17 protein-coding genes are annotated in these 16,718 nt (G+C 62.9%); 15 read left to right on the top strand and 2 right to left on the bottom strand.

Features of this window, described 5'->3' with window-relative positions; genetic code table 11:
- Window positions 1-39 precede the first annotated feature (39 nt).
- From eno to IB263_RS23445, 12 genes are all read left to right on the top strand, one after another.
- The gene (gene eno / locus IB263_RS23500) at window positions 40-1,314 is read left to right on the top strand and encodes a phosphopyruvate hydratase (protein WP_192439089.1); all 1,275 of its coding nucleotides are present in this window, start codon (window positions 40-42) and stop codon (window positions 1,312-1,314) included.
- 146 nt (window positions 1,315-1,460) lie between these two features.
- A complete protein-coding gene (locus tag IB263_RS23495; protein ID WP_034795840.1) occupies window positions 1,461-1,781 on the top strand; it encodes a septum formation initiator family protein in 321 nt (106 codons plus the stop codon).
- Between the two features lie 136 nt (window positions 1,782-1,917).
- A complete protein-coding gene (gene pdhA, locus IB263_RS23490; RefSeq protein ID WP_112772646.1) occupies window positions 1,918-2,964 on the top strand; it encodes a pyruvate dehydrogenase (acetyl-transferring) E1 component subunit alpha in 1,047 nt (348 codons plus the stop codon).
- Window positions 2,965-2,981: 17 nt separating this feature from the next.
- Window positions 2,982-4,352, top strand: a complete 1,371-nt coding sequence (locus IB263_RS23485; protein ID WP_060516909.1) for a pyruvate dehydrogenase complex E1 component subunit beta — start codon at window positions 2,982-2,984, stop codon at window positions 4,350-4,352.
- Between the two features lie 15 nt (window positions 4,353-4,367).
- Complete coding sequence (locus IB263_RS23480) at window positions 4,368-5,705, top strand: pyruvate dehydrogenase complex dihydrolipoamide acetyltransferase (protein ID WP_089044597.1); 1,338 nt, start codon at window positions 4,368-4,370, stop codon at window positions 5,703-5,705.
- Between the two features lie 66 nt (window positions 5,706-5,771).
- Window positions 5,772-6,413, top strand: a complete 642-nt coding sequence (locus tag IB263_RS23475; RefSeq protein WP_192439088.1) for an SGNH/GDSL hydrolase family protein — start codon at window positions 5,772-5,774, stop codon at window positions 6,411-6,413.
- A 2-nt stretch (window positions 6,414-6,415) separates the two neighbouring features.
- Window positions 6,416-6,997 carry an N-acetyltransferase gene (locus IB263_RS23470; protein WP_192439087.1) on the top strand — a complete coding sequence of 194 codons (582 nt, stop codon included), beginning with the start codon at window positions 6,416-6,418 and terminating at the stop codon, window positions 6,995-6,997.
- A gap of 18 nt (window positions 6,998-7,015) precedes the next feature.
- On the top strand, window positions 7,016-8,461 hold the full coding sequence (lpdA, locus tag IB263_RS23465; protein ID WP_192439086.1) for a dihydrolipoyl dehydrogenase: 1,446 nt from the start codon (window positions 7,016-7,018) through the stop codon (window positions 8,459-8,461).
- Window positions 8,462-8,535: 74 nt separating this feature from the next.
- On the top strand, window positions 8,536-8,787 hold the full coding sequence (locus IB263_RS23460) for a GlsB/YeaQ/YmgE family stress response membrane protein (protein ID WP_034795805.1): 252 nt from the start codon (window positions 8,536-8,538) through the stop codon (window positions 8,785-8,787).
- A gap of 131 nt (window positions 8,788-8,918) precedes the next feature.
- On the top strand, window positions 8,919-9,890 hold the full coding sequence (lipA, locus tag IB263_RS23455; RefSeq protein ID WP_034795803.1) for a lipoyl synthase: 972 nt from the start codon (window positions 8,919-8,921) through the stop codon (window positions 9,888-9,890).
- 91 nt (window positions 9,891-9,981) lie between these two features.
- Complete coding sequence (locus tag IB263_RS23450) at window positions 9,982-10,572, top strand: AAA family ATPase (RefSeq protein WP_192439085.1); 591 nt, start codon at window positions 9,982-9,984, stop codon at window positions 10,570-10,572.
- A gap of 9 nt (window positions 10,573-10,581) precedes the next feature.
- On the top strand, window positions 10,582-11,031 hold the full coding sequence (locus IB263_RS23445; RefSeq protein WP_192439084.1) for a type II toxin-antitoxin system RatA family toxin: 450 nt from the start codon (window positions 10,582-10,584) through the stop codon (window positions 11,029-11,031).
- Here IB263_RS23445 and IB263_RS23440 read toward each other — a convergent pair.
- Window positions 11,019-11,516, bottom strand: coding sequence for a CinA family protein (locus IB263_RS23440; RefSeq protein ID WP_089044600.1), 498 nt, complete (start codon window positions 11,514-11,516; stop codon window positions 11,019-11,021). The two genes, IB263_RS23445 and IB263_RS23440, sit on opposite strands and share 13 nt — an antisense overlap.
- A complete protein-coding gene (locus tag IB263_RS23435) occupies window positions 11,516-12,721 on the bottom strand; it encodes a bifunctional 2-C-methyl-D-erythritol 4-phosphate cytidylyltransferase/2-C-methyl-D-erythritol 2,4-cyclodiphosphate synthase (protein ID WP_181529604.1) in 1,206 nt (401 codons plus the stop codon). The genes IB263_RS23440 and IB263_RS23435 overlap by 1 nt, the downstream gene beginning before the upstream one ends.
- 148 nt (window positions 12,722-12,869) lie before the next feature.
- Here IB263_RS23435 and dusB point away from each other — a divergent pair, with 148 nt between their 5' ends.
- The 3 genes from dusB to ntrC are packed head-to-tail and all read left to right on the top strand — an operon-like array spanning window position 12,870 to window position 16,512.
- A complete protein-coding gene (dusB, locus tag IB263_RS23430; RefSeq protein ID WP_060607416.1) occupies window positions 12,870-13,913 on the top strand; it encodes a tRNA dihydrouridine synthase DusB in 1,044 nt (347 codons plus the stop codon).
- Window positions 13,910-15,061, top strand: a complete 1,152-nt coding sequence (locus tag IB263_RS23425) for a nitrogen regulation protein NR(II) (RefSeq protein ID WP_034795779.1) — start codon at window positions 13,910-13,912, stop codon at window positions 15,059-15,061. The genes dusB and IB263_RS23425 overlap by 4 nt, the downstream gene beginning before the upstream one ends.
- Entirely contained in the window at window positions 15,058-16,512 is a 1,455-nt protein-coding gene (ntrC, locus tag IB263_RS23420) for a nitrogen regulation protein NR(I) (RefSeq protein WP_034795776.1), read from the top strand. The genes IB263_RS23425 and ntrC overlap by 4 nt, the downstream gene beginning before the upstream one ends.
- The last annotated feature ends 206 nt before the right edge of the window (window positions 16,513-16,718 follow it).

The following is a 16,718-nucleotide window of genomic DNA, read 5'->3' as shown; positions in this document are numbered from 1 at the left end:
AGGCCCCGACCACCCACCGTCCTCAACAGGGAAGAGATCATGACTGCAATCATCGACATCATCGGCCGAGAAATTCTGGACAGCCGCGGCAACCCGACCGTCGAGGTCGACGTGTACCTGGAAGACGGAAGCTTCGGCCGCGCGGCAGTCCCGTCGGGCGCCTCGACCGGTGCCCATGAGGCTGTTGAGCTGCGCGATGGTGGTACGCGTTACCTCGGCAAGGGCGTCGAACGTGCCGTCGAAGCCGTCAACGGCGAGATCTTCGAAGCGATCGGCGGTCTCGATGCCGAGAACCAGATCCAGATCGACAAGACCATGATCGAGCTCGACGGCACGGCGAACAAGTCGCGCCTCGGCGCCAACGCCATTCTCGGCGTTTCGCTTGCCGTTTCCAAGGCTGCCGCCGAAGCTGCCGGCCTGCCGCTCTACCGTTACGTCGGTGGTCCGAACGCCCACGTGCTCCCGGTTCCGATGATGAACATCATCAACGGTGGCGCGCACGCCGACAACCCGATCGACTTCCAGGAGTTCATGATCGTTCCGGTTGGCGCCGACACGATGCGTGATGCGGTTCGCATGGGCTCGGAAGTGTTCCACACGCTGAAGAAGCAGCTTGCAGCCGACGGCCACAACACCAATGTCGGCGACGAAGGCGGCTTCGCGCCGGGTCTCGCCTCTGCTCCGGCAGCGCTCGACTTCATCATGAAGTCGATCGAGAAGGCTGGCTACAAGCCGGGCGAAGACATGTTCATCGCGCTCGATTGCGCCGCAACCGAATTCTTCAAGGACGGCAAGTACGTACTCGAAGGCGAAGGCCGCACGCTCGAGCCGGGCGCCATGGCTGAATACCTGGCGGAACTCGCTGCGAAGTACCCGATCTTCTCGATCGAAGACGGCATGGCCGAAGACGACTGGGACGGCTGGAGGGCTGTGACCGACCTCATCGGCAACAAGTGCCAGCTCGTTGGCGACGACCTGTTCGTCACCAACTCGGCCCGACTGCGCGACGGCATCAAGATGGGCGTCGCCAACTCGATCCTCGTCAAGGTCAACCAGATCGGCTCGCTGTCGGAAACGCTCGACGCCGTCGAGACCGCCCACAAGGCGCGCTACACCGCCGTCATGTCGCACCGCTCGGGCGAAACCGAGGACGCGACGATCGCCGATCTCGCGGTTGCCACCAACTGCGGCCAGATCAAGACCGGCTCGCTTGCCCGTTCGGACCGGCTCGCCAAGTACAATCAGCTGATCCGCATCGAAGAGCAGCTTGGCCTGCAGGCCAAGTACGCCGGCCGCTCGATCCTGCGTGGCTGATCGCCGCCTGATTTTTGTCTGAAAACTGAGCCCGCCCACACGGCCCCGTGTGGGCGGGTTTCTATTTTCCTGCCGTTCATGGTCAACGGTCGGTTAATCAATCGACGCTAATCTGATTGCCGTACTGCGTATCAGGGCGGGAATGCATGTGGACACGGCATCATAAGAAACGGAAACTGGGTCGGCTGGTGATGCCGCTGATCGCGGTCGCCTTTCTCTCCTACTTCGGCTATCATTCCATTCACGGCGGCTATGGCCTGAAGGCGACCGAGCAATTCGATCGTCAGATCGTCGAGCGGCAGGCGCGGCTGGATAAGCTCACGAAGCAGCGAATGATCCTCGAAAAGGAGGTTCAGCTGATGAGTGATGGGTCGCTGGAACGGGACATGCTGGATGAAAAGGCTCGCCTCGCGCTGAACATGTCGCGAAGTGACGAGATCGTTATTTTCCACCGTGCCGCAAATTAACCTGAATTCAGTTAATTGGAATTTGTGAAGTAAAATCAATCATTTGTGCGGAATGCGAGCCATGCAAATATGGCATTGCTGTGTCTGCTTTCTTTCCCTATGGTAACCGCAAAAGGCTAACCATTGGGAGGAACGAATGGCTCCGCGAAAATCCGCGTCCGTTTCCAGCCGCAAGAGTGCCGCAAAGCCGGCGAAGAAAGACTTCAACGGCGGCACGTTCGCAGACTTCTCCAAACAGGAAGATCTGAGTGCCTACCGCGAGATGCTGCTGATCCGGCGTTTCGAGGAAAAGGCCGGCCAGCTCTATGGCATGGGCTTCATCGGCGGCTTCTGTCACCTCTACATCGGCCAGGAAGCCGTTGTCGTCGGCATGCAGATGGCGCTGAAGGAAGGCGACCAGGTCATCACCGCCTACCGTGACCATGGCCACATGCTGGCCTGCGGCATGAGCGCCCGCGGCGTTATGGCCGAACTCACCGGTCGTCGCAGCGGTCTTTCCAAGGGGAAGGGCGGCTCGATGCACATGTTCTCCAAGGAAAAGCACTTCTATGGCGGCCACGGCATCGTCGGCGCCCAGGTGTCGCTCGGCACCGGTCTTGCTTTTGCCAACCGCTATCGCGGCAACGACAATGTGTCCGTTGCCTATTTCGGTGACGGCGCTGCCAACCAGGGCCAGGTCTACGAAAGCTTCAACATGGCGCAGCTCTGGAAGCTGCCGGTGATCTACGTGATCGAGAACAACCGCTACGCCATGGGTACTTCCGTTTCGCGGGCTTCGGCACAGACCGACTTCTCGCAGCGTGGCGTCTCCTTTAACATTCCGGGCTTCCAGGTCGACGGCATGGACGTGCGCGCGGTCAAGGCCGCCGGCGACGAGGCGGTCGAGCATTGCCGCTCGGGCAAGGGTCCGATCATCCTTGAGATGCAGACCTATCGCTACCGCGGTCACTCGATGTCCGACCCGGCGAAGTACCGCTCGAAGGACGAAGTGCAGAAGATGCGCTCGGAGCATGACCCGATCGAGCAGGTGAAGGCGCGTCTGACCGAAAAGGGTTGGGCGACCGAGGATGAGCTGAAGCAGATCGACAAGGAAGTCCGCGACATCGTTGCCGACAGCGCCGATTTTGCCCAGGCCGATCCGGAGCCGGATGCATCCGAGCTCTACACCGACATCCTGCTTTGATCCGGGGAGGGACAAACATGCCAGTAGAAATTCTTATGCCCGCCCTTTCCCCGACCATGGAGGAAGGCACGCTCTCGAAATGGTTGAAGAACGAGGGGGACAAGGTGTCCTCCGGCGACGTCATTGCCGAAATCGAGACCGATAAGGCAACGATGGAAGTCGAAGCCGTCGATGAAGGCACGATCGGCAAGCTCTTGATTGCCGCCGGCACCGAAGGCGTCAAGGTCAACACCCCGATCGCCGTGCTGCTGCAAGACGGCGAAGGCGCTGGCGACATCGCCGCTCCGAAGGCCGAAGCGCCGAAGGCAGCCGCTGCCGAAGCGCCGGCCGCTTCCGCGCCGGCTCCGGTTGCAGCCCAGCCGAAGGTCGAAGTCGCTGCTGATCCGGCGATCCCTGCCGGCACCGAAATGGTGACGATGACCGTTCGCGAAGCACTTCGCGACGCCATGGCCGAAGAAATGCGCGCAAGCGACGACGTCTTCGTCATGGGTGAAGAGGTCGCCGAATATCAGGGCGCCTACAAGATTACTCAGGGCCTGCTGCAGGAATTCGGCGCCCGCCGTGTCATCGATACCCCGATCACTGAGCACGGCTTTGCCGGCGTCGGCGTCGGCGCTGCCATGACCGGCCTTCGTCCGATCGTCGAGTTCATGACCTTCAACTTCGCCATGCAGGCGATCGACCAGATCATCAACTCCGCTGCCAAGACACTCTATATGTCCGGCGGCCAGATGGGCGCGCCGATCGTCTTCCGTGGCCCGAGCGGTGCGGCTGCCCGCGTGGCCGCGCAGCACTCGCAGTGCTACGCCGCCTGGTACAGCCATATCCCGGGCCTCAAGGTCGTCATGCCCTACACGGCTGCCGACGCCAAGGGCCTGCTCAAGGCTGCGATCCGCGACCCGAACCCGGTCATCTTCCTCGAAAACGAAATCCTCTACGGTCACTCCTTCGAAGTGCCGAAGCTTGACGATTTCGTGCTGCCGATCGGCAAGGCCCGTATCCACAAGGTCGGCAAGGACGCAACGATCGTTTCCTTCGGTATCGGCATGACCTACGCCGTCAAGGCGGTTGCCGAACTTGAAGCCCAGGGCATCGATGTCGAACTGATCGACCTGCGCACCATCCGTCCGATGGACCTGCCGACGGTCATCGAATCCGTCAAGAAGACCGGCCGTCTGGTCACCGTCGAAGAAGGCTATCCGCAGTCTTCCGTCGGCACCGAGATCGCAACCCGCGTCATGCAGCAGGCCTTCGATTACCTTGACGCCCCGATCCTGACGATCGCCGGCAAGGATGTGCCGATGCCTTACGCCGCGAACCTCGAGAAGCTCGCGCTTCCGAACGTCGCAGAGGTTGTCGATGCGGTGAAAGCCGTTTGCTACAAATAAGGGGAGGGCCCTTCGATGCCTATCAACATCACAATGCCTGCCCTCTCCCCGACGATGGAAGAAGGCAATCTGGCCAAGTGGCTCGTCAAGGAAGGCGACAAGGTCAAGTCCGGTGACGTGATTGCCGAGATCGAGACCGACAAGGCGACGATGGAAGTCGAAGCCGTCGACGAAGGCACCGTTGCCAAGATCGTCGTTCCCGCCGGCACCGATGGCGTCAAGGTCAATGCGCTGATCGCCGTTCTCGCCGCCGATGGCGAGGATGTCGCCGCCGCCGCCAAGGGCGGCAACGGTGCGGCAGCACCGGCACCCGCCGCCAAGGCCGAAGCGCCTGCACCGGCAGCGCCGAGCGCTCCGGCGGCGGCTCCTGCCGCTGCACCGGCTGCAGCCCAGCCGGCCAAGGCCGAGGGCGGCGCACGCGTCTTCTCCTCGCCGCTCGCACGCCGTCTGGCAAAGGACGCGGGCATTGACCTGTCGGCAGTTGCCGGCACCGGTCCTCATGGCCGCGTCGTCAAGAAGGACGTCGAAGCCGCCGTCTCCGGTGGCGCTGCCAAGCCCGCCGCCGCACCGGCCGCCGGCGCTGCTGCTCCTGCAGCCGCACCGCTTGCCAAGGGCATGTCGGAAGACGCCGTTCTCAAGCTGTTCGAGCCAGGTTCCTACGAACTCGTGCCGCATGACGGCATGCGCAAGACGATCGCCAAGCGTCTCGTCGAATCCAAGCAGACGATCCCGCACTTCTACGTGTCGGTGGACTGCGAACTCGACGCGCTGCTGGCACTGCGTGCACAGCTCAACGCAGCGGCTCCCGAGCAGGGTGGCAAGCCGGTCTACAAGCTCTCCGTCAACGACATGGTCATCAAGGCCCTGGCGCTGGCACTGCGCGATGTTCCGAACGCGAACGTCTCGTGGACCGAGAGTAATATGGTCAAGCACAAGCACGCCGATGTCGGCGTTGCCGTGTCGATCCCGGGCGGCCTGATCACCCCGATCATCCGCCAGGCGGAACTGAAGAGCCTGTCGGCCATCTCCAACGAGATGAAGGACCTCGGCCAGCGTGCCAAGGACCGCAAGCTGAAGCCCGAAGAATACCAGGGCGGCACGACTGCCGTCTCCAACATGGGCATGATGGGCGTCAAGAACTTCGCCGCCGTCGTCAACCCGCCGCATGCCACGATCCTCGCGGTCGGTGCCGGCGAGGAGCGCGTCGTCGTCAAGAACAAGCAGATGGTCATCGCCAACGTCATGACCGTCACGCTTTCGACCGACCATCGCTGCGTCGATGGCGCGCTCGGTGCCGAACTGCTCGGTGCCTTCAAGCGCTACATCGAAAACCCGATGGGCATGCTGGTCTGAGTTGGATGAGGACCGGCCTTCGGGCCGGTCCGTTCCTTTTCGCGCAGTCGAAGGCGGGCCCGGACGATGAAAACAGTTCTCTGCTATGGCGACAGTCTGACCTGGGGCTACGATGCCACCGATGGCGGTCGACATGCGCTTGCCGATCGCTGGCCGAGTGTCTTGCAGAAGGCGCTGGGGCCGGACGTCCAGGTCATCGCCGAGGGGCTGAACGGCCGCACGACCGCCTACGACGATCACCTCGCCGATTGCGACCGTAACGGTGCGAAGGTGCTGCCGACGCTGCTGCACAGCCACGCGCCGCTCGATCTCATCATTCTTCTTCTCGGCGCAAATGACATGAAGCCGGTGATCCACGGAACCGCCTTCGGCGCCGTGAAGGGCGTCGAGCGGCTGGTCAATCTGGTGCGCCGACACGATTGGCCGGTTGAGAGTGAGGACGGCCCGGAGATCCTGATCGTGTCGCCGCCGGTGCTTTGCGAAACGGCCGACGCCGGCTTTGCCGCAATGTTCGCAGGCGGCGTCGAGCAGTCTTCGATGCTGGCGCCCCTTTATCGCGATCTCGCCGACGAACTCGATTGCGGCTTCTTCGATGCCGGATCAGTGGCGGTGACGACGCCGCTCGATGGCGTGCATCTCGATGCGGAAAACACGCGTGCGATTGGCCGGGGTCTGGAACCGGTCGTGCGGATGATGCTCGGGGTCTGAGAATGGTCGGGGGCGTCACCATACGTCCGGCCGAAAGACGTGAGGCGGCAGAACTCGCCATCCTCGTCGATATCGCCGCGCATGGCTTTGCCTCCTGGCTCTGGTACGGCGCAGTCCAGCATGGGGTGACGGATACGGCTTTTGAGCGCGGGCGCAACAAGCTGCGCGGAGAGCCGGGTCCGGGGAACTGGCGTGATGCGCTGGTTGCCGAGGTCGATGACGAGGTTGCCGGACTGTCGCTCGGCTATGGGGTCGGGCCGGAAGCGGCTGAGATTGTTGCCGGGCACCCGGTTCTCGAGCCCCTGCTGGCGCTGCAGCGGCAGATCGTCGGCCACTGGTTCATAGAGAGCCTGGGCGTCTATCGCCATCAGCGCGGCCGGGGGATCGGCAAGGCGCTTCTGGCAAAGGAATTCGAACGCGCCGGATCGGCGCCGGTGAGCCTGATCACCGAGAGCCATAACGGCAGGGCTCAGGCACTATACAGGGCAAACGGTTTCGGCGAGGCAGCGCGCGCCGAGGCGGTTCCGCTCTTTGAGGAAAGCAAGAAACACGACTGGGTGCTCTTCACCCGCAAGGTCGCTTGAGACAAAGGCAGGAAACACATGGCTGAGAATTACGACGTCATCGTCATCGGTTCGGGTCCGGGGGGCTATATCGCCGCCATTCGTGCGGCACAGTTGGGTCTCAAGACCGCGGTCGTCGAGCGCGAGCATCTGGCCGGCATCTGCTCCAACTGGGGCTGCATCCCGACCAAGGCGCTGCTGCGCTCCGCCGAAGTTCTGCACTACGCCCAGCACCCGGGCAGCTATGGCATCAAGATCGAAGGCACGGTGACGCCGGACCTGAAGGCGATCGTTGCACGCTCGCGCGGCATTGCCGAGCGCATGAATGGCGGCGTCGGCTTCCTGATGAAGAAGAACAAGGTCGATGTGATCTGGGGTGAAGCCAAGCTCACGAAGCCCGGCGAAATCGTCGTCGGCAAGTCGACGAAGCCGGTCGTCCAGCCGCAGGCGCCGCTGCCGAAGAACACCAAGGGCGAGGGCACCTACACCGCCAAGCACATCATCATTGCGACCGGCGCCCGCCCACGCGCGCTGCCGGGCATCGAGCCCGATGGCAAGCTGATCTGGACCTACTTCGAGGCGATGAAGCCTGAGGAAATGCCGAAGTCGCTGCTGGTCATGGGCTCGGGCGCGATCGGCATCGAATTCGCCTCCTTCTACCGCACCATGGGTGTGGACGTGACGGTCGTCGAAGTGATGCCGAACGTGATGCCGGTCGAAGATGCCGAGATTTCGAACATCGCCAAGAAGCAGTTCGAAAAGCAGGGCATGAAGATCCATCTCCAGGCCAAGGTGACGAAGGTCGAGAAGGCTGCCAACTCGATCACCGCCCATGTCGAGATGAAGGACGGCAAGGTCGAGAAGATCACCGCTGACCGCATGATCTCGGCCGTCGGCGTTCAGGGCAACATCGAGAACCTCGGCCTCGAAACGCTCGGGGTCAAGACCGACCGCGGCTGCATCGTCATCGACAGCTACGGCAAGACCAACGTTCCCGGCGTCTACGCCATCGGCGACGTCGCCGGCCCGCCGATGCTCGCACACAAGGCCGAGCATGAGGCCGTCATCTGCGTCGAAAAGATCGCTGGCCTGCCGAACGTCCACCCGATGGACAAGCTGAAGATCCCGGGCTGCACCTATTGCCACCCGCAGGTCGCCTCCGTCGGCCTTACGGAAGCCAAGGCCAAGGAACTCGGACGCGACATCCGCGTCGGCCGTTTCCCCTTCGTGGCCAACGGCAAGGCGATCGCGCTCGGCGAGGACCAGGGCATGGTCAAGACGATCTTCGACAAGAAGACCGGCGAACTCTTGGGCGCCCACATGGTCGGTGCGGAAGTCACCGAACTGATCCAGGGCTTCGTCGTCGCGATGAACCTCGAGACGACCGAAGAAGATCTGATGCACACGATCTTCCCGCATCCGACGATCTCCGAGACGATGAAGGAAAGCGTGCTCGACGCCTACGGCCGCGCGCTCAACGCCTGATGGTTTCGGCGCCGGCGCTTTTGGTGTAGCTTTGGCATTGATAATGGGCGCATTTTCAATGCACGGAGACCAAAATGAGCGTGAACGGCGTCGGTATTTTGGCTGCGATCATCGTCGGCGGTTTGGCCGGGTGGCTCGCGGAGAAGTTCATGGGCAGCAGCATGGGGCTGATCATGAACATAGTGCTCGGCATCATCGGTGCGGTGGTGCTGAATTTCGTCCTGGCGGCCTTCGGCATGGCCTATGCCGGCTGGGTCGCCTACCTGATCATCGGCTTCATCGGCGCATGCCTGTTGATCGCCGCTGGTCGGGTCGTGAAACGATAGTCCGTCGGGCCATCTGCGCTTCCGTCGGGCTTCGAAAATAGACGGCCTGACATTTCTGGTCGGGCCGTCTATATAGAGCGAAAATGGGTCATCCGGCCTGATGCCGAACCCGCCGCGACGAGGAAGACAGTATGGTAACGGTGTTCGATGCCGTCTCTGACCGGGCGCAACGCGTCCGCCACCCGGAAAAGGCCCACAAGCCCGACACGGAAGTGATGCGCAAGCCGGAGTGGATCCGCGTCAAGGCGCCGATGTCCAAGGGCTACCAGGAGACGCGCGAGTTGGTGCGTTCGCACAAGCTCGTGACCGTGTGCGAGGAAGCCGGTTGCCCGAACATCGGCGAATGCTGGGACAAGAAGCACGCCACCTTCATGATCATGGGCGAGATCTGTACCCGCGCCTGCGCCTTCTGCAATGTCGCGACCGGGAAGCCGAATGCGCTCGACATGGAAGAGCCGGCCAACATCGCCAAGGCCGTCAAGCAGATGGGCCTCAGCCACGTCGTCATCACTTCGGTCGACCGTGACGATCTGGAAGATGGCGGCGCGGAACATTTCGAGAAGGTCATCTGGGCGATCCGCGAGGCCTCGCCGACGACGACCATCGAGATCCTGACGCCGGACTTCCTGAAGAAGCCGGGCGCTCTGGAGCGCGTCGTTGCCGCCAAGCCCGACGTCTTCAACCACAATATGGAAACGGTTCCCGGCAACTACCTGACGGTCCGCCCCGGTGCGCGCTACTTCCACTCCGTCCGCCTGCTGCAGCGCGTGAAGGAACTGGACCCGACCATGTTCACCAAGTCCGGCATCATGGTCGGCCTCGGCGAAGAGCGCAACGAAGTGCTGCAGTTGATGGACGACCTGAGGACCGCCGATGTCGACTTCCTGACGATCGGCCAATATCTGCAGCCGACGCGCAAGCACCACAAGGTCGAAGCGTTCGTCACGCCCGAGGAGTTCAAGTCCTACGAGACCGTCGCCTACACCAAGGGCTTCCTGATGGTGTCGTCGAGCCCGCTGACGCGCTCGTCGCACCACGCCGGCGACGACTTTGCGCGGCTGCGTGCAGCCCGCGAAAAGAAGCTGGCGGCCGTGGCAGGCTGACGGCTCGGCTGCTCAAAAAAGACCGAAACTCCGGCCCCGCGCCGGAGTTTCGTATTGGGTTTCGTTGTTCCCGAGTTCCGCGGGAGTTTCCATGGACCTGCCGTCAAAACCGGCAATCGTCAGCTATGTCGACGATGCCGTTGCCGCCGACCATATTCGCAGTGCCAGGCGTATCCTCGTTGTCGGGTGCTCCGGCGGCGGCAAGTCGACGCTTTCACAGAAGCTCGCCCGTCAGTTCCAGTTGACCTACATCTCGATCGATCGCGATATCCGGTGGTTGCCGGGTTGGGCAGAGCGTGACCGGGCGGAGCAGCGCCAGCGCATTGTCGAGAGGATCGCCGTCGATCGCTGGGTCATGGATGGCACCGGTCCGTCCACATTCGATATCCGGGTGCCGAGAAGCGACATCGTGATCTGGGTGCGCATGCCGCGGCTTGTCTGCATATGGGGCGTCGTCACCCGCTGGCTGAAACATTTCGGCCGCACCCGCCCGGAGATGGCGCCGGGCTGCATCGAAAAGGTCGATTGGGATTTCCTTCAGTTCATCTGGACGTTTGAGCAGAAGTTTACGCCGCACATCGTCGCAGGTCTGGCGAAGCACGGCCCTGACGTGCCGGTTCTGCAGTTGAAATCGCGGCGCCAGATGCGCAGGCTCCTTGATCTTCTCGGTTCTCCCGCTTAACTCCCCTTTATGCCGCATTTCGAAACCAACCACGTCGTCAAGCACACCGCAGACCAGATGTTCGACCTCGTTGCCGACGTCGAACAGTATCCGCAGTTCCTGCCGCTCTGTGAGGCGCTGAAGGTAGGCTCGCGCAAGGAGCGCGATGGAAAAGTGCTGCTGCTTGCCGATATGACCGTCGGTTACAAGGCGATTCGCGAGACCTTCACGACGCAGGTGCTGCTGAACAAGGCAGAGCGGACGATCGACGTCAAATACATCGACGGGCCGTTCAAATATCTCGACAACCGCTGGCGCTTCGAGCCTTCGGGCGAGGGGCAGTCGATCGTGCACTTCGACATCGACTACGAGTTCAAGAGCCGCATCCTCGGGGCCTTGATGGGCTCGATGTTCGACCGTGCCTTCCGCATGTTCTCCGACGCCTTCGAAAAGCGCGCCGACAGCATCTATTCGGCCTGAGCGATCTGCGTGAGCAGATCGAGTGCGGTGCGGATGGTCGCAAGCCTTATGTTGCTGCGGCCAATATCGCCGTAGCGCATCTCGCGATGCAGCAGCGCGCCGTTTCGCCCTGCCGCAGCGAGATGCACAAGGCCGACAGGCTTTTCAGCCGAACCACCGCTCGGCCCGGCGATGCCGGTGACGGCAACGGCGAAGTCAGCCGCCGAATGCGAGATTGCGCCCTGTGCCATCTCGATCGCCGTCTGCCGCGAGACGGCACCGTGGGCGACGAGCGTCGCCGTCTCGACGCCGAGCATTGCGACCTTTGCCTCATTGGAATAGGTGACGAAGCCGCGGTCGAGGACTGCGGACGAACCGGAGATCTCGGTCAGCGCACCGGCGATCAGGCCACCAGTGCAGGATTCGGCGGTCGCGACCTTGCGGCCATTTGCCGTGAACTGCGCGATGATCTCACCGGCTTTGACTTCGATGTCGGCGGACCACATCACGAAAGGTTCCCATAGACGACCGTCGCCGTGGCGATCGCGGCGATGCCTTCGTCGCGGCCGACGAAACCAAGGCGTTCGTTGGTCGTTGCCTTGACCGAGCACCGGTCGAGTGAAATCCCCAGCATGTCCGAGAGATTTTCGCGCATCGTCAGGCGGTGCGGCCCGACCTTCGGCGCTTCGGCGATCAGCGAAACGTCTGCATTGGTGATGATGCCGCCGCGCTCGCGCACGATTTTGGCCGCGTGCTCCAGGAAAATGCGAGACGGCGCGCCCTTCCATTGCGGATCGGACGGCGGGAAATGGTCGCCGATGTCGCCGGCGCCACAGGTGGCGAGCAGCGCGTCGGTGAGCGCATGCAGCGCCACGTCGGCATCGGAATGGCCGGAAAGTTTCTTGGTGTGCGCAATGAAGACGCCACAGAGCGTGACGCCGTCGCCCTCGACGAGCTGGTGCACGTCGTAGCCGTTGCCGGTGCGCACATCGGGCAGGGCAATCCGCTTGAGTTTTTCGTCGGCCATGGCGATATCCCTTTTCAGCGTAAGCTTGACGTTGTCGACGGCGCCTTCGACGAGGACGACCTTGAGGCCGGCCCATTCAGCGATCGACGCGTCGTCGGTAAAATCCGTGCGACCGCTTCTGGCCGCGTCCCGATGCGCGGCAAGAATGGCCTGGAGATCGAAGGTCTGCGGCGTCTGCGCGCCGTAGAGGCCGTTGCGCGCCACGGTTTCCGTGACCATGCCATCCTTGCCGGCACGCTTCAGCGTGTCTGCGACGGCGACCGCCGGCAGTACGGCCCTGACGTCCTCACTCAATGCCGCAGCGCACCGCGACAGCAGCGCGTGATCGGCAAAGGGGCGCACCGCATCGTGGATCATCACGCGGCGCGCGCCGATGTCGGCCAGGGCTTCGAGGCCGGCGAGCACCGATATCTGCCGGGTCGCGCCACCGTGGACGATGATCACGTCGCTGGCCACGGAGCGCTTGCATGCAGCGTCGAACAACGCCTCGTCGTCCGGATGGATGACGACGACGATCGGACCGCCGCCCGGCCATGTCGCGAAAGTGTCAAGCGTATGGGCGATAACGGGGCGGTCGCCGATGGTTCGGTACTGCTTCGGGCCCTCGGCGGATTGCCCGGCGCGTTCGCCGCGTCCTGCCGCGACGATAACCACGCCGCACTTGAACTGTTCTTGAGGCTGCATTTTCTGTATGAGGTCCCGCATTCGCCGATCTTCGCCGTGATGTACCGCGAAGGGTCGTGCTTTGCCAGCTGAGCTTAGAATTTTGCGCGCCGCGCCGAAATCGCTTGGCAAGTCCGAGAACAATGTCTAAAAATAGTGCAGGAACAACATGTGCCTGAAAGATATGCATTTGCCAATTCCGGCTCTTTCGTCTCCGCTTCGCATCGGATCCATCGAAATCCGCAACAGAGTTGCGCTCGCGCCGATGTCCGGCGTCACCGATCTCCCATTCCGGCGGCTTGCCTGGCGCTTCGGTGCGGGTTTCGTCGTGACTGAAATGGTGGCGAGCCGTGAACTGGTCGGCAATGCCCAGGAATCCTGGGCGCGGCTGAAGAACTCCGGGATCGAGCCGCACATCGTCCAGCTTGCGGGCCGTGAGGCCCATTGGATGGCGGAGGCCGCGAAGATCGCTGCCGACAATGGCGCCGACATCATCGACATCAATATGGGCTGCCCGGCAAAGAAGGTGACGGGCGGTTATTCCGGTTCGGCCCTGATGCGCGACCCCGATCACGCTTTGTCGCTGGTTGAGGCGACCGTCAACGCAGTCGATGTGCCCGTGACGCTGAAGATGCGGCTCGGCTGGGATGAAAACTCGATCAATGCGCCGCTGATTGCCAAGCGCGCCGAAGAGGCGGGCGTGAAGGCGATTACCGTGCACGGCCGCACGCGCATGCAGTTCTACAACGGCAAGGCGGATTGGGATGCGATCCGATTGGTCCGCGACGTCGTTACCGTGCCGCTGGTCGCCAATGGTGACGTGGAGACGGTCGCCGATGCGGAAGAGATTCTCCGCCGATCGGGCGCGGACGCCGTCATGGCCGGCCGGTCCTCGCAGGGGCGCCCGTGGCACGTCGGGCTTCTCGCCGGGGCGGTCACGCATCCGTCAGCGGCGGAGGTCGCCGATATCTTTGCGGAGCACTACGAGATGATGCTCGAATTCTATGGCGTTGAGGTCGGCCTCCGGCATGCCCGCAAGCATGTCGCCTGGTATATCGATCGCGCCGCCCCTGACCTTGCGGGTCCGGAAAAGGCAGCAATCCTGACATCGACCGATGCCCGTTTCGTCCGCGACAGGGCCCGTGCGGCGATGCTCGACGCCGCCTCGAGTAAGCCGGAAGGCGAGGCGGTCGCAGAAGGAATTGCCGCATGACCGAGAAACCGAGCATGCCGGATGCCGTCGCCAACGGTCTGTCGATGGCGGTTCTGAACGCCATCCAGAACCCGGTGATCATGGTGGACGCCAAGGGTCTCGTCGCCTTTGCCAACTGGGAGGCCGAATCGTTTTTCGGCGCCAGCGCCAACCACCTGGCGCGCCATGACATCAGCGCCTTCATTCCCTTTGGTAGTCCGCTGCTGACGCTGATCGAGCAGGTGCGCGAGCGCAAGGCGCCGGTCAACGAGTATCGCGTCGACCTGAGTTCCCCGCGCCTTGGGGCCGACAAGCTGGTCGATCTCTATGTCGCCCCTGTACTGTCCGAGCCGGGTGCGGTCGTCGTCGTCTTCCAGGAGCGTTCGATGGCCGACAAGATCGACCGGCAGCTGACGCATCGCGGTGCTGCCCGTTCGGTGACCGGTCTCGCCTCGATGCTGGCGCACGAAATCAAGAACCCACTCTCGGGCATCCGAGGTGCTGCGCAACTGCTGGAGACCTCCGCCAACGACGAGGACCGCGCGCTGACGCGGCTGATCTGCGACGAGACAGACCGCATCGTTTCGCTGGTCGATCGCATGGAGGTGTTTTCCGACGAGCGCCCGGTCGATCGCGTGCCGCTGAACATCCATTCGGTGCTCGACCACGTGAAGGCGATCGCCAAGGCCGGCTTCGCCCGCCACATCAAGTTCGCTGAGCACTACGATCCGTCGCTGCCGCCCGTCTATGCCAACCGCGATCAGCTGGTTCAGGTGTTCCTGAACCTGATCAAGAATGCGGCCGAAGCGATCGGCGAACGCCACGACGGCGAAATCCTGCTGACGACCGCCTACCGGCCGGGCATTCGCCTGTCGGTTGCCGGGACGCGCGAGAAGATCTCGCTGCCGCTGGAATTCTGCGTGCACGACAATGGCCCAGGCGTCCCTCAGGACCTGCTGCCGCTCTTGTTTGACCCCTTCATCACCACCAAGACCAATGGTTCAGGCCTGGGTCTCGCTCTGGTTGCCAAGATCATCGGCGGCCATGGCGGGATCGTCGAATGCGACAGCCAGCAGAACCGCACCACCTTCCGCGTGCTGATGCCTGCCTCCAAGGGCCAGGCCGCGGATGACGACGACATGCCGATGACAAAAGGAAACCTTGCATGACCGGTGCCACGATCCTCGTCGCGGATGACGACGCCGCCATTCGCACCGTGCTGAACCAGGCGCTGAGCCGCGCCGGCTACGATGTCCGCATCACCTCCAACGCGGCGACGCTGTGGCGCTGGATTGCGGCGGGCGATGGCGATCTGGTCGTGACCGACGTGGTGATGCCGGACGAAAACGCCTTCGATCTTCTCCCGCGCATCAAGAAGGCGCGCCCCGACCTGCCGGTACTGGTCATGAGCGCCCAGAACACATTCATGACGGCGATCAAGGCCTCAGAGAAGGGCGCCTACGACTATCTGCCAAAGCCTTTCGACCTGACCGAGTTGATCGGCATCATCGGCCGGGCGCTGTCGGAGCCGAAGCGCCGGCCGGCAAAGCTCGACGACGACACCCAGGACGGCATGCCGCTGGTCGGCCGCTCGGCTGCGATGCAGGAAATCTACCGGGTGCTGGCGCGCCTGATGCAGACCGACCTGACCCTGATGATCACCGGCGAGTCCGGCACCGGCAAGGAGCTTGTTGCCCGCGCGCTGCACGACTATGGCAAGCGCCGCAACGGTCCGTTTGTCGCGATCAACATGGCGGCGATCCCGCGCGACCTGATCGAATCGGAACTGTTCGGCCACGAGAAGGGCGCGTTTACCGGCGCGCAGATGCGCTCGACCGGGCGTTTCGAGCAGGCCGAAGGCGGAACGCTCTTCCTCGACGAAATCGGCGACATGCCGATGGACGCGCAGACGCGTCTTCTACGCGTCTTGCAGCAGGGGGAATATACGACCGTCGGCGGACGCACGCCGATCCGCTCCGACGTGCGTATTGTCGCGGCAACCAACAAGGACCTGAAGCAGTCGATCAATCAGGGCCTGTTCCGCGAAGACCTCTACTATCGTCTGAACGTCGTGCCGCTGCGGTTGCCGCCGCTGCGCGACCGTGCCGAGGACATTCCGGACCTCGTGCGCCACTTCGTTCAGCAAGCGGAAAAGGAAGGCTTGGACGTCAAGCGCTTCGACCATGAGGCGCTGGAGCTGATGAAGGCGCACCCCTGGCCGGGCAACGTTCGCGAGCTGGAGAACCTGGTGCGGCGCCTGACGGCACTTTATCCACAGGATGTCATCAGCCGCGAGATCATCGAAAACGAGCTTCGCTCCGAGATCCCGGATAGCCCGATCGAGAAGGCGGCGGCGCGTCCGGGCTCGCTGACGATTTCGCAGGCGGTCGAAGAAAATATGCGCCAGTATTTCGCAAGCTTTGGCGAGGCCTTGCCTCCGGCCGGCCTTTACGACCGGGTACTTGCGGAAATGGAGTATCCGCTGATCCTCGCAGCGCTCACCGCCACCCGCGGCAACCAGATCAAGGCGGCCGATCTGCTCGGCCTCAACCGCAACACGCTGCGCAAGAAGATCCGCGAGCTCGGTGTTTCGGTCTATCGCAGCTCACGCAGCGCTTGACTTGGTCGCACCCACCGTTGCATTTTCGCCACAATGCGTTGCTTGAACGGATAACGGCCGCCGAATCGCGCGTCGTTGCCGTCCTGTTCAATCGATTTGACCCAATCGATTGACGGGGGTGCCGCGCGGCAGCCCATCTGGGTGGTGAGGTCAACCTTTGACCCGAGAATGCAAGCAAGAGATGCCGTCGCCGGCCGGCGACGGTT

The organism is Ensifer sp. ENS03 (assembly GCF_014852035.1).
Lineage (GTDB): Bacteria > Pseudomonadota > Alphaproteobacteria > Rhizobiales > Rhizobiaceae > Ensifer > Ensifer adhaerens.
Note: the sequence above shows the minus strand (reverse complement) of the source record. Positions and strands in the feature narration are given on the sequence as shown.

Excerpts from the sequence above, each read along its gene's own strand:
- pdhA (WP_112772646.1), top strand. The coding sequence starts at position 1,918 with ATGGCTCCGCGAAAATCCGCGTCCGTTTCCAGCCGCAAGAGTGCCGCA.
- IB263_RS23495 (WP_034795840.1), top strand. The coding sequence starts at position 1,461 with ATGTGGACACGGCATCATAAGAAACGGAAACTGGGTCGGCTGGTGATG.
- IB263_RS23445 (WP_192439084.1), top strand. The coding sequence starts at position 10,582 with ATGCCGCATTTCGAAACCAACCACGTCGTCAAGCACACCGCAGACCAG.
- IB263_RS23480 (WP_089044597.1), top strand. The coding sequence starts at position 4,368 with ATGCCTATCAACATCACAATGCCTGCCCTCTCCCCGACGATGGAAGAA.
- IB263_RS23460 (WP_034795805.1), top strand. The coding sequence starts at position 8,536 with ATGAGCGTGAACGGCGTCGGTATTTTGGCTGCGATCATCGTCGGCGGT.
- eno (WP_192439089.1), top strand. The coding sequence starts at position 40 with ATGACTGCAATCATCGACATCATCGGCCGAGAAATTCTGGACAGCCGC.
- lipA (WP_034795803.1), top strand. The coding sequence starts at position 8,919 with ATGGTAACGGTGTTCGATGCCGTCTCTGACCGGGCGCAACGCGTCCGC.
- IB263_RS23485 (WP_060516909.1), top strand. The coding sequence starts at position 2,982 with ATGCCAGTAGAAATTCTTATGCCCGCCCTTTCCCCGACCATGGAGGAA.
- lpdA (WP_192439086.1), top strand. The coding sequence starts at position 7,016 with ATGGCTGAGAATTACGACGTCATCGTCATCGGTTCGGGTCCGGGGGGC.
- IB263_RS23475 (WP_192439088.1), top strand. The coding sequence starts at position 5,772 with ATGAAAACAGTTCTCTGCTATGGCGACAGTCTGACCTGGGGCTACGAT.
- IB263_RS23440 (WP_089044600.1), bottom strand. The coding sequence starts at position 11,516 with ATGTGGTCCGCCGACATCGAAGTCAAAGCCGGTGAGATCATCGCGCAG.
- IB263_RS23435 (WP_181529604.1), bottom strand. The coding sequence starts at position 12,721 with ATGCAGCCTCAAGAACAGTTCAAGTGCGGCGTGGTTATCGTCGCGGCA.
- dusB (WP_060607416.1), top strand. The coding sequence starts at position 12,870 with ATGTGCCTGAAAGATATGCATTTGCCAATTCCGGCTCTTTCGTCTCCG.
- ntrC (WP_034795776.1), top strand. The coding sequence starts at position 15,058 with ATGACCGGTGCCACGATCCTCGTCGCGGATGACGACGCCGCCATTCGC.
- IB263_RS23470 (WP_192439087.1), top strand. The coding sequence starts at position 6,416 with ATGGTCGGGGGCGTCACCATACGTCCGGCCGAAAGACGTGAGGCGGCA.
- IB263_RS23450 (WP_192439085.1), top strand. The coding sequence starts at position 9,982 with ATGGACCTGCCGTCAAAACCGGCAATCGTCAGCTATGTCGACGATGCC.
- IB263_RS23425 (WP_034795779.1), top strand. The coding sequence starts at position 13,910 with ATGACCGAGAAACCGAGCATGCCGGATGCCGTCGCCAACGGTCTGTCG.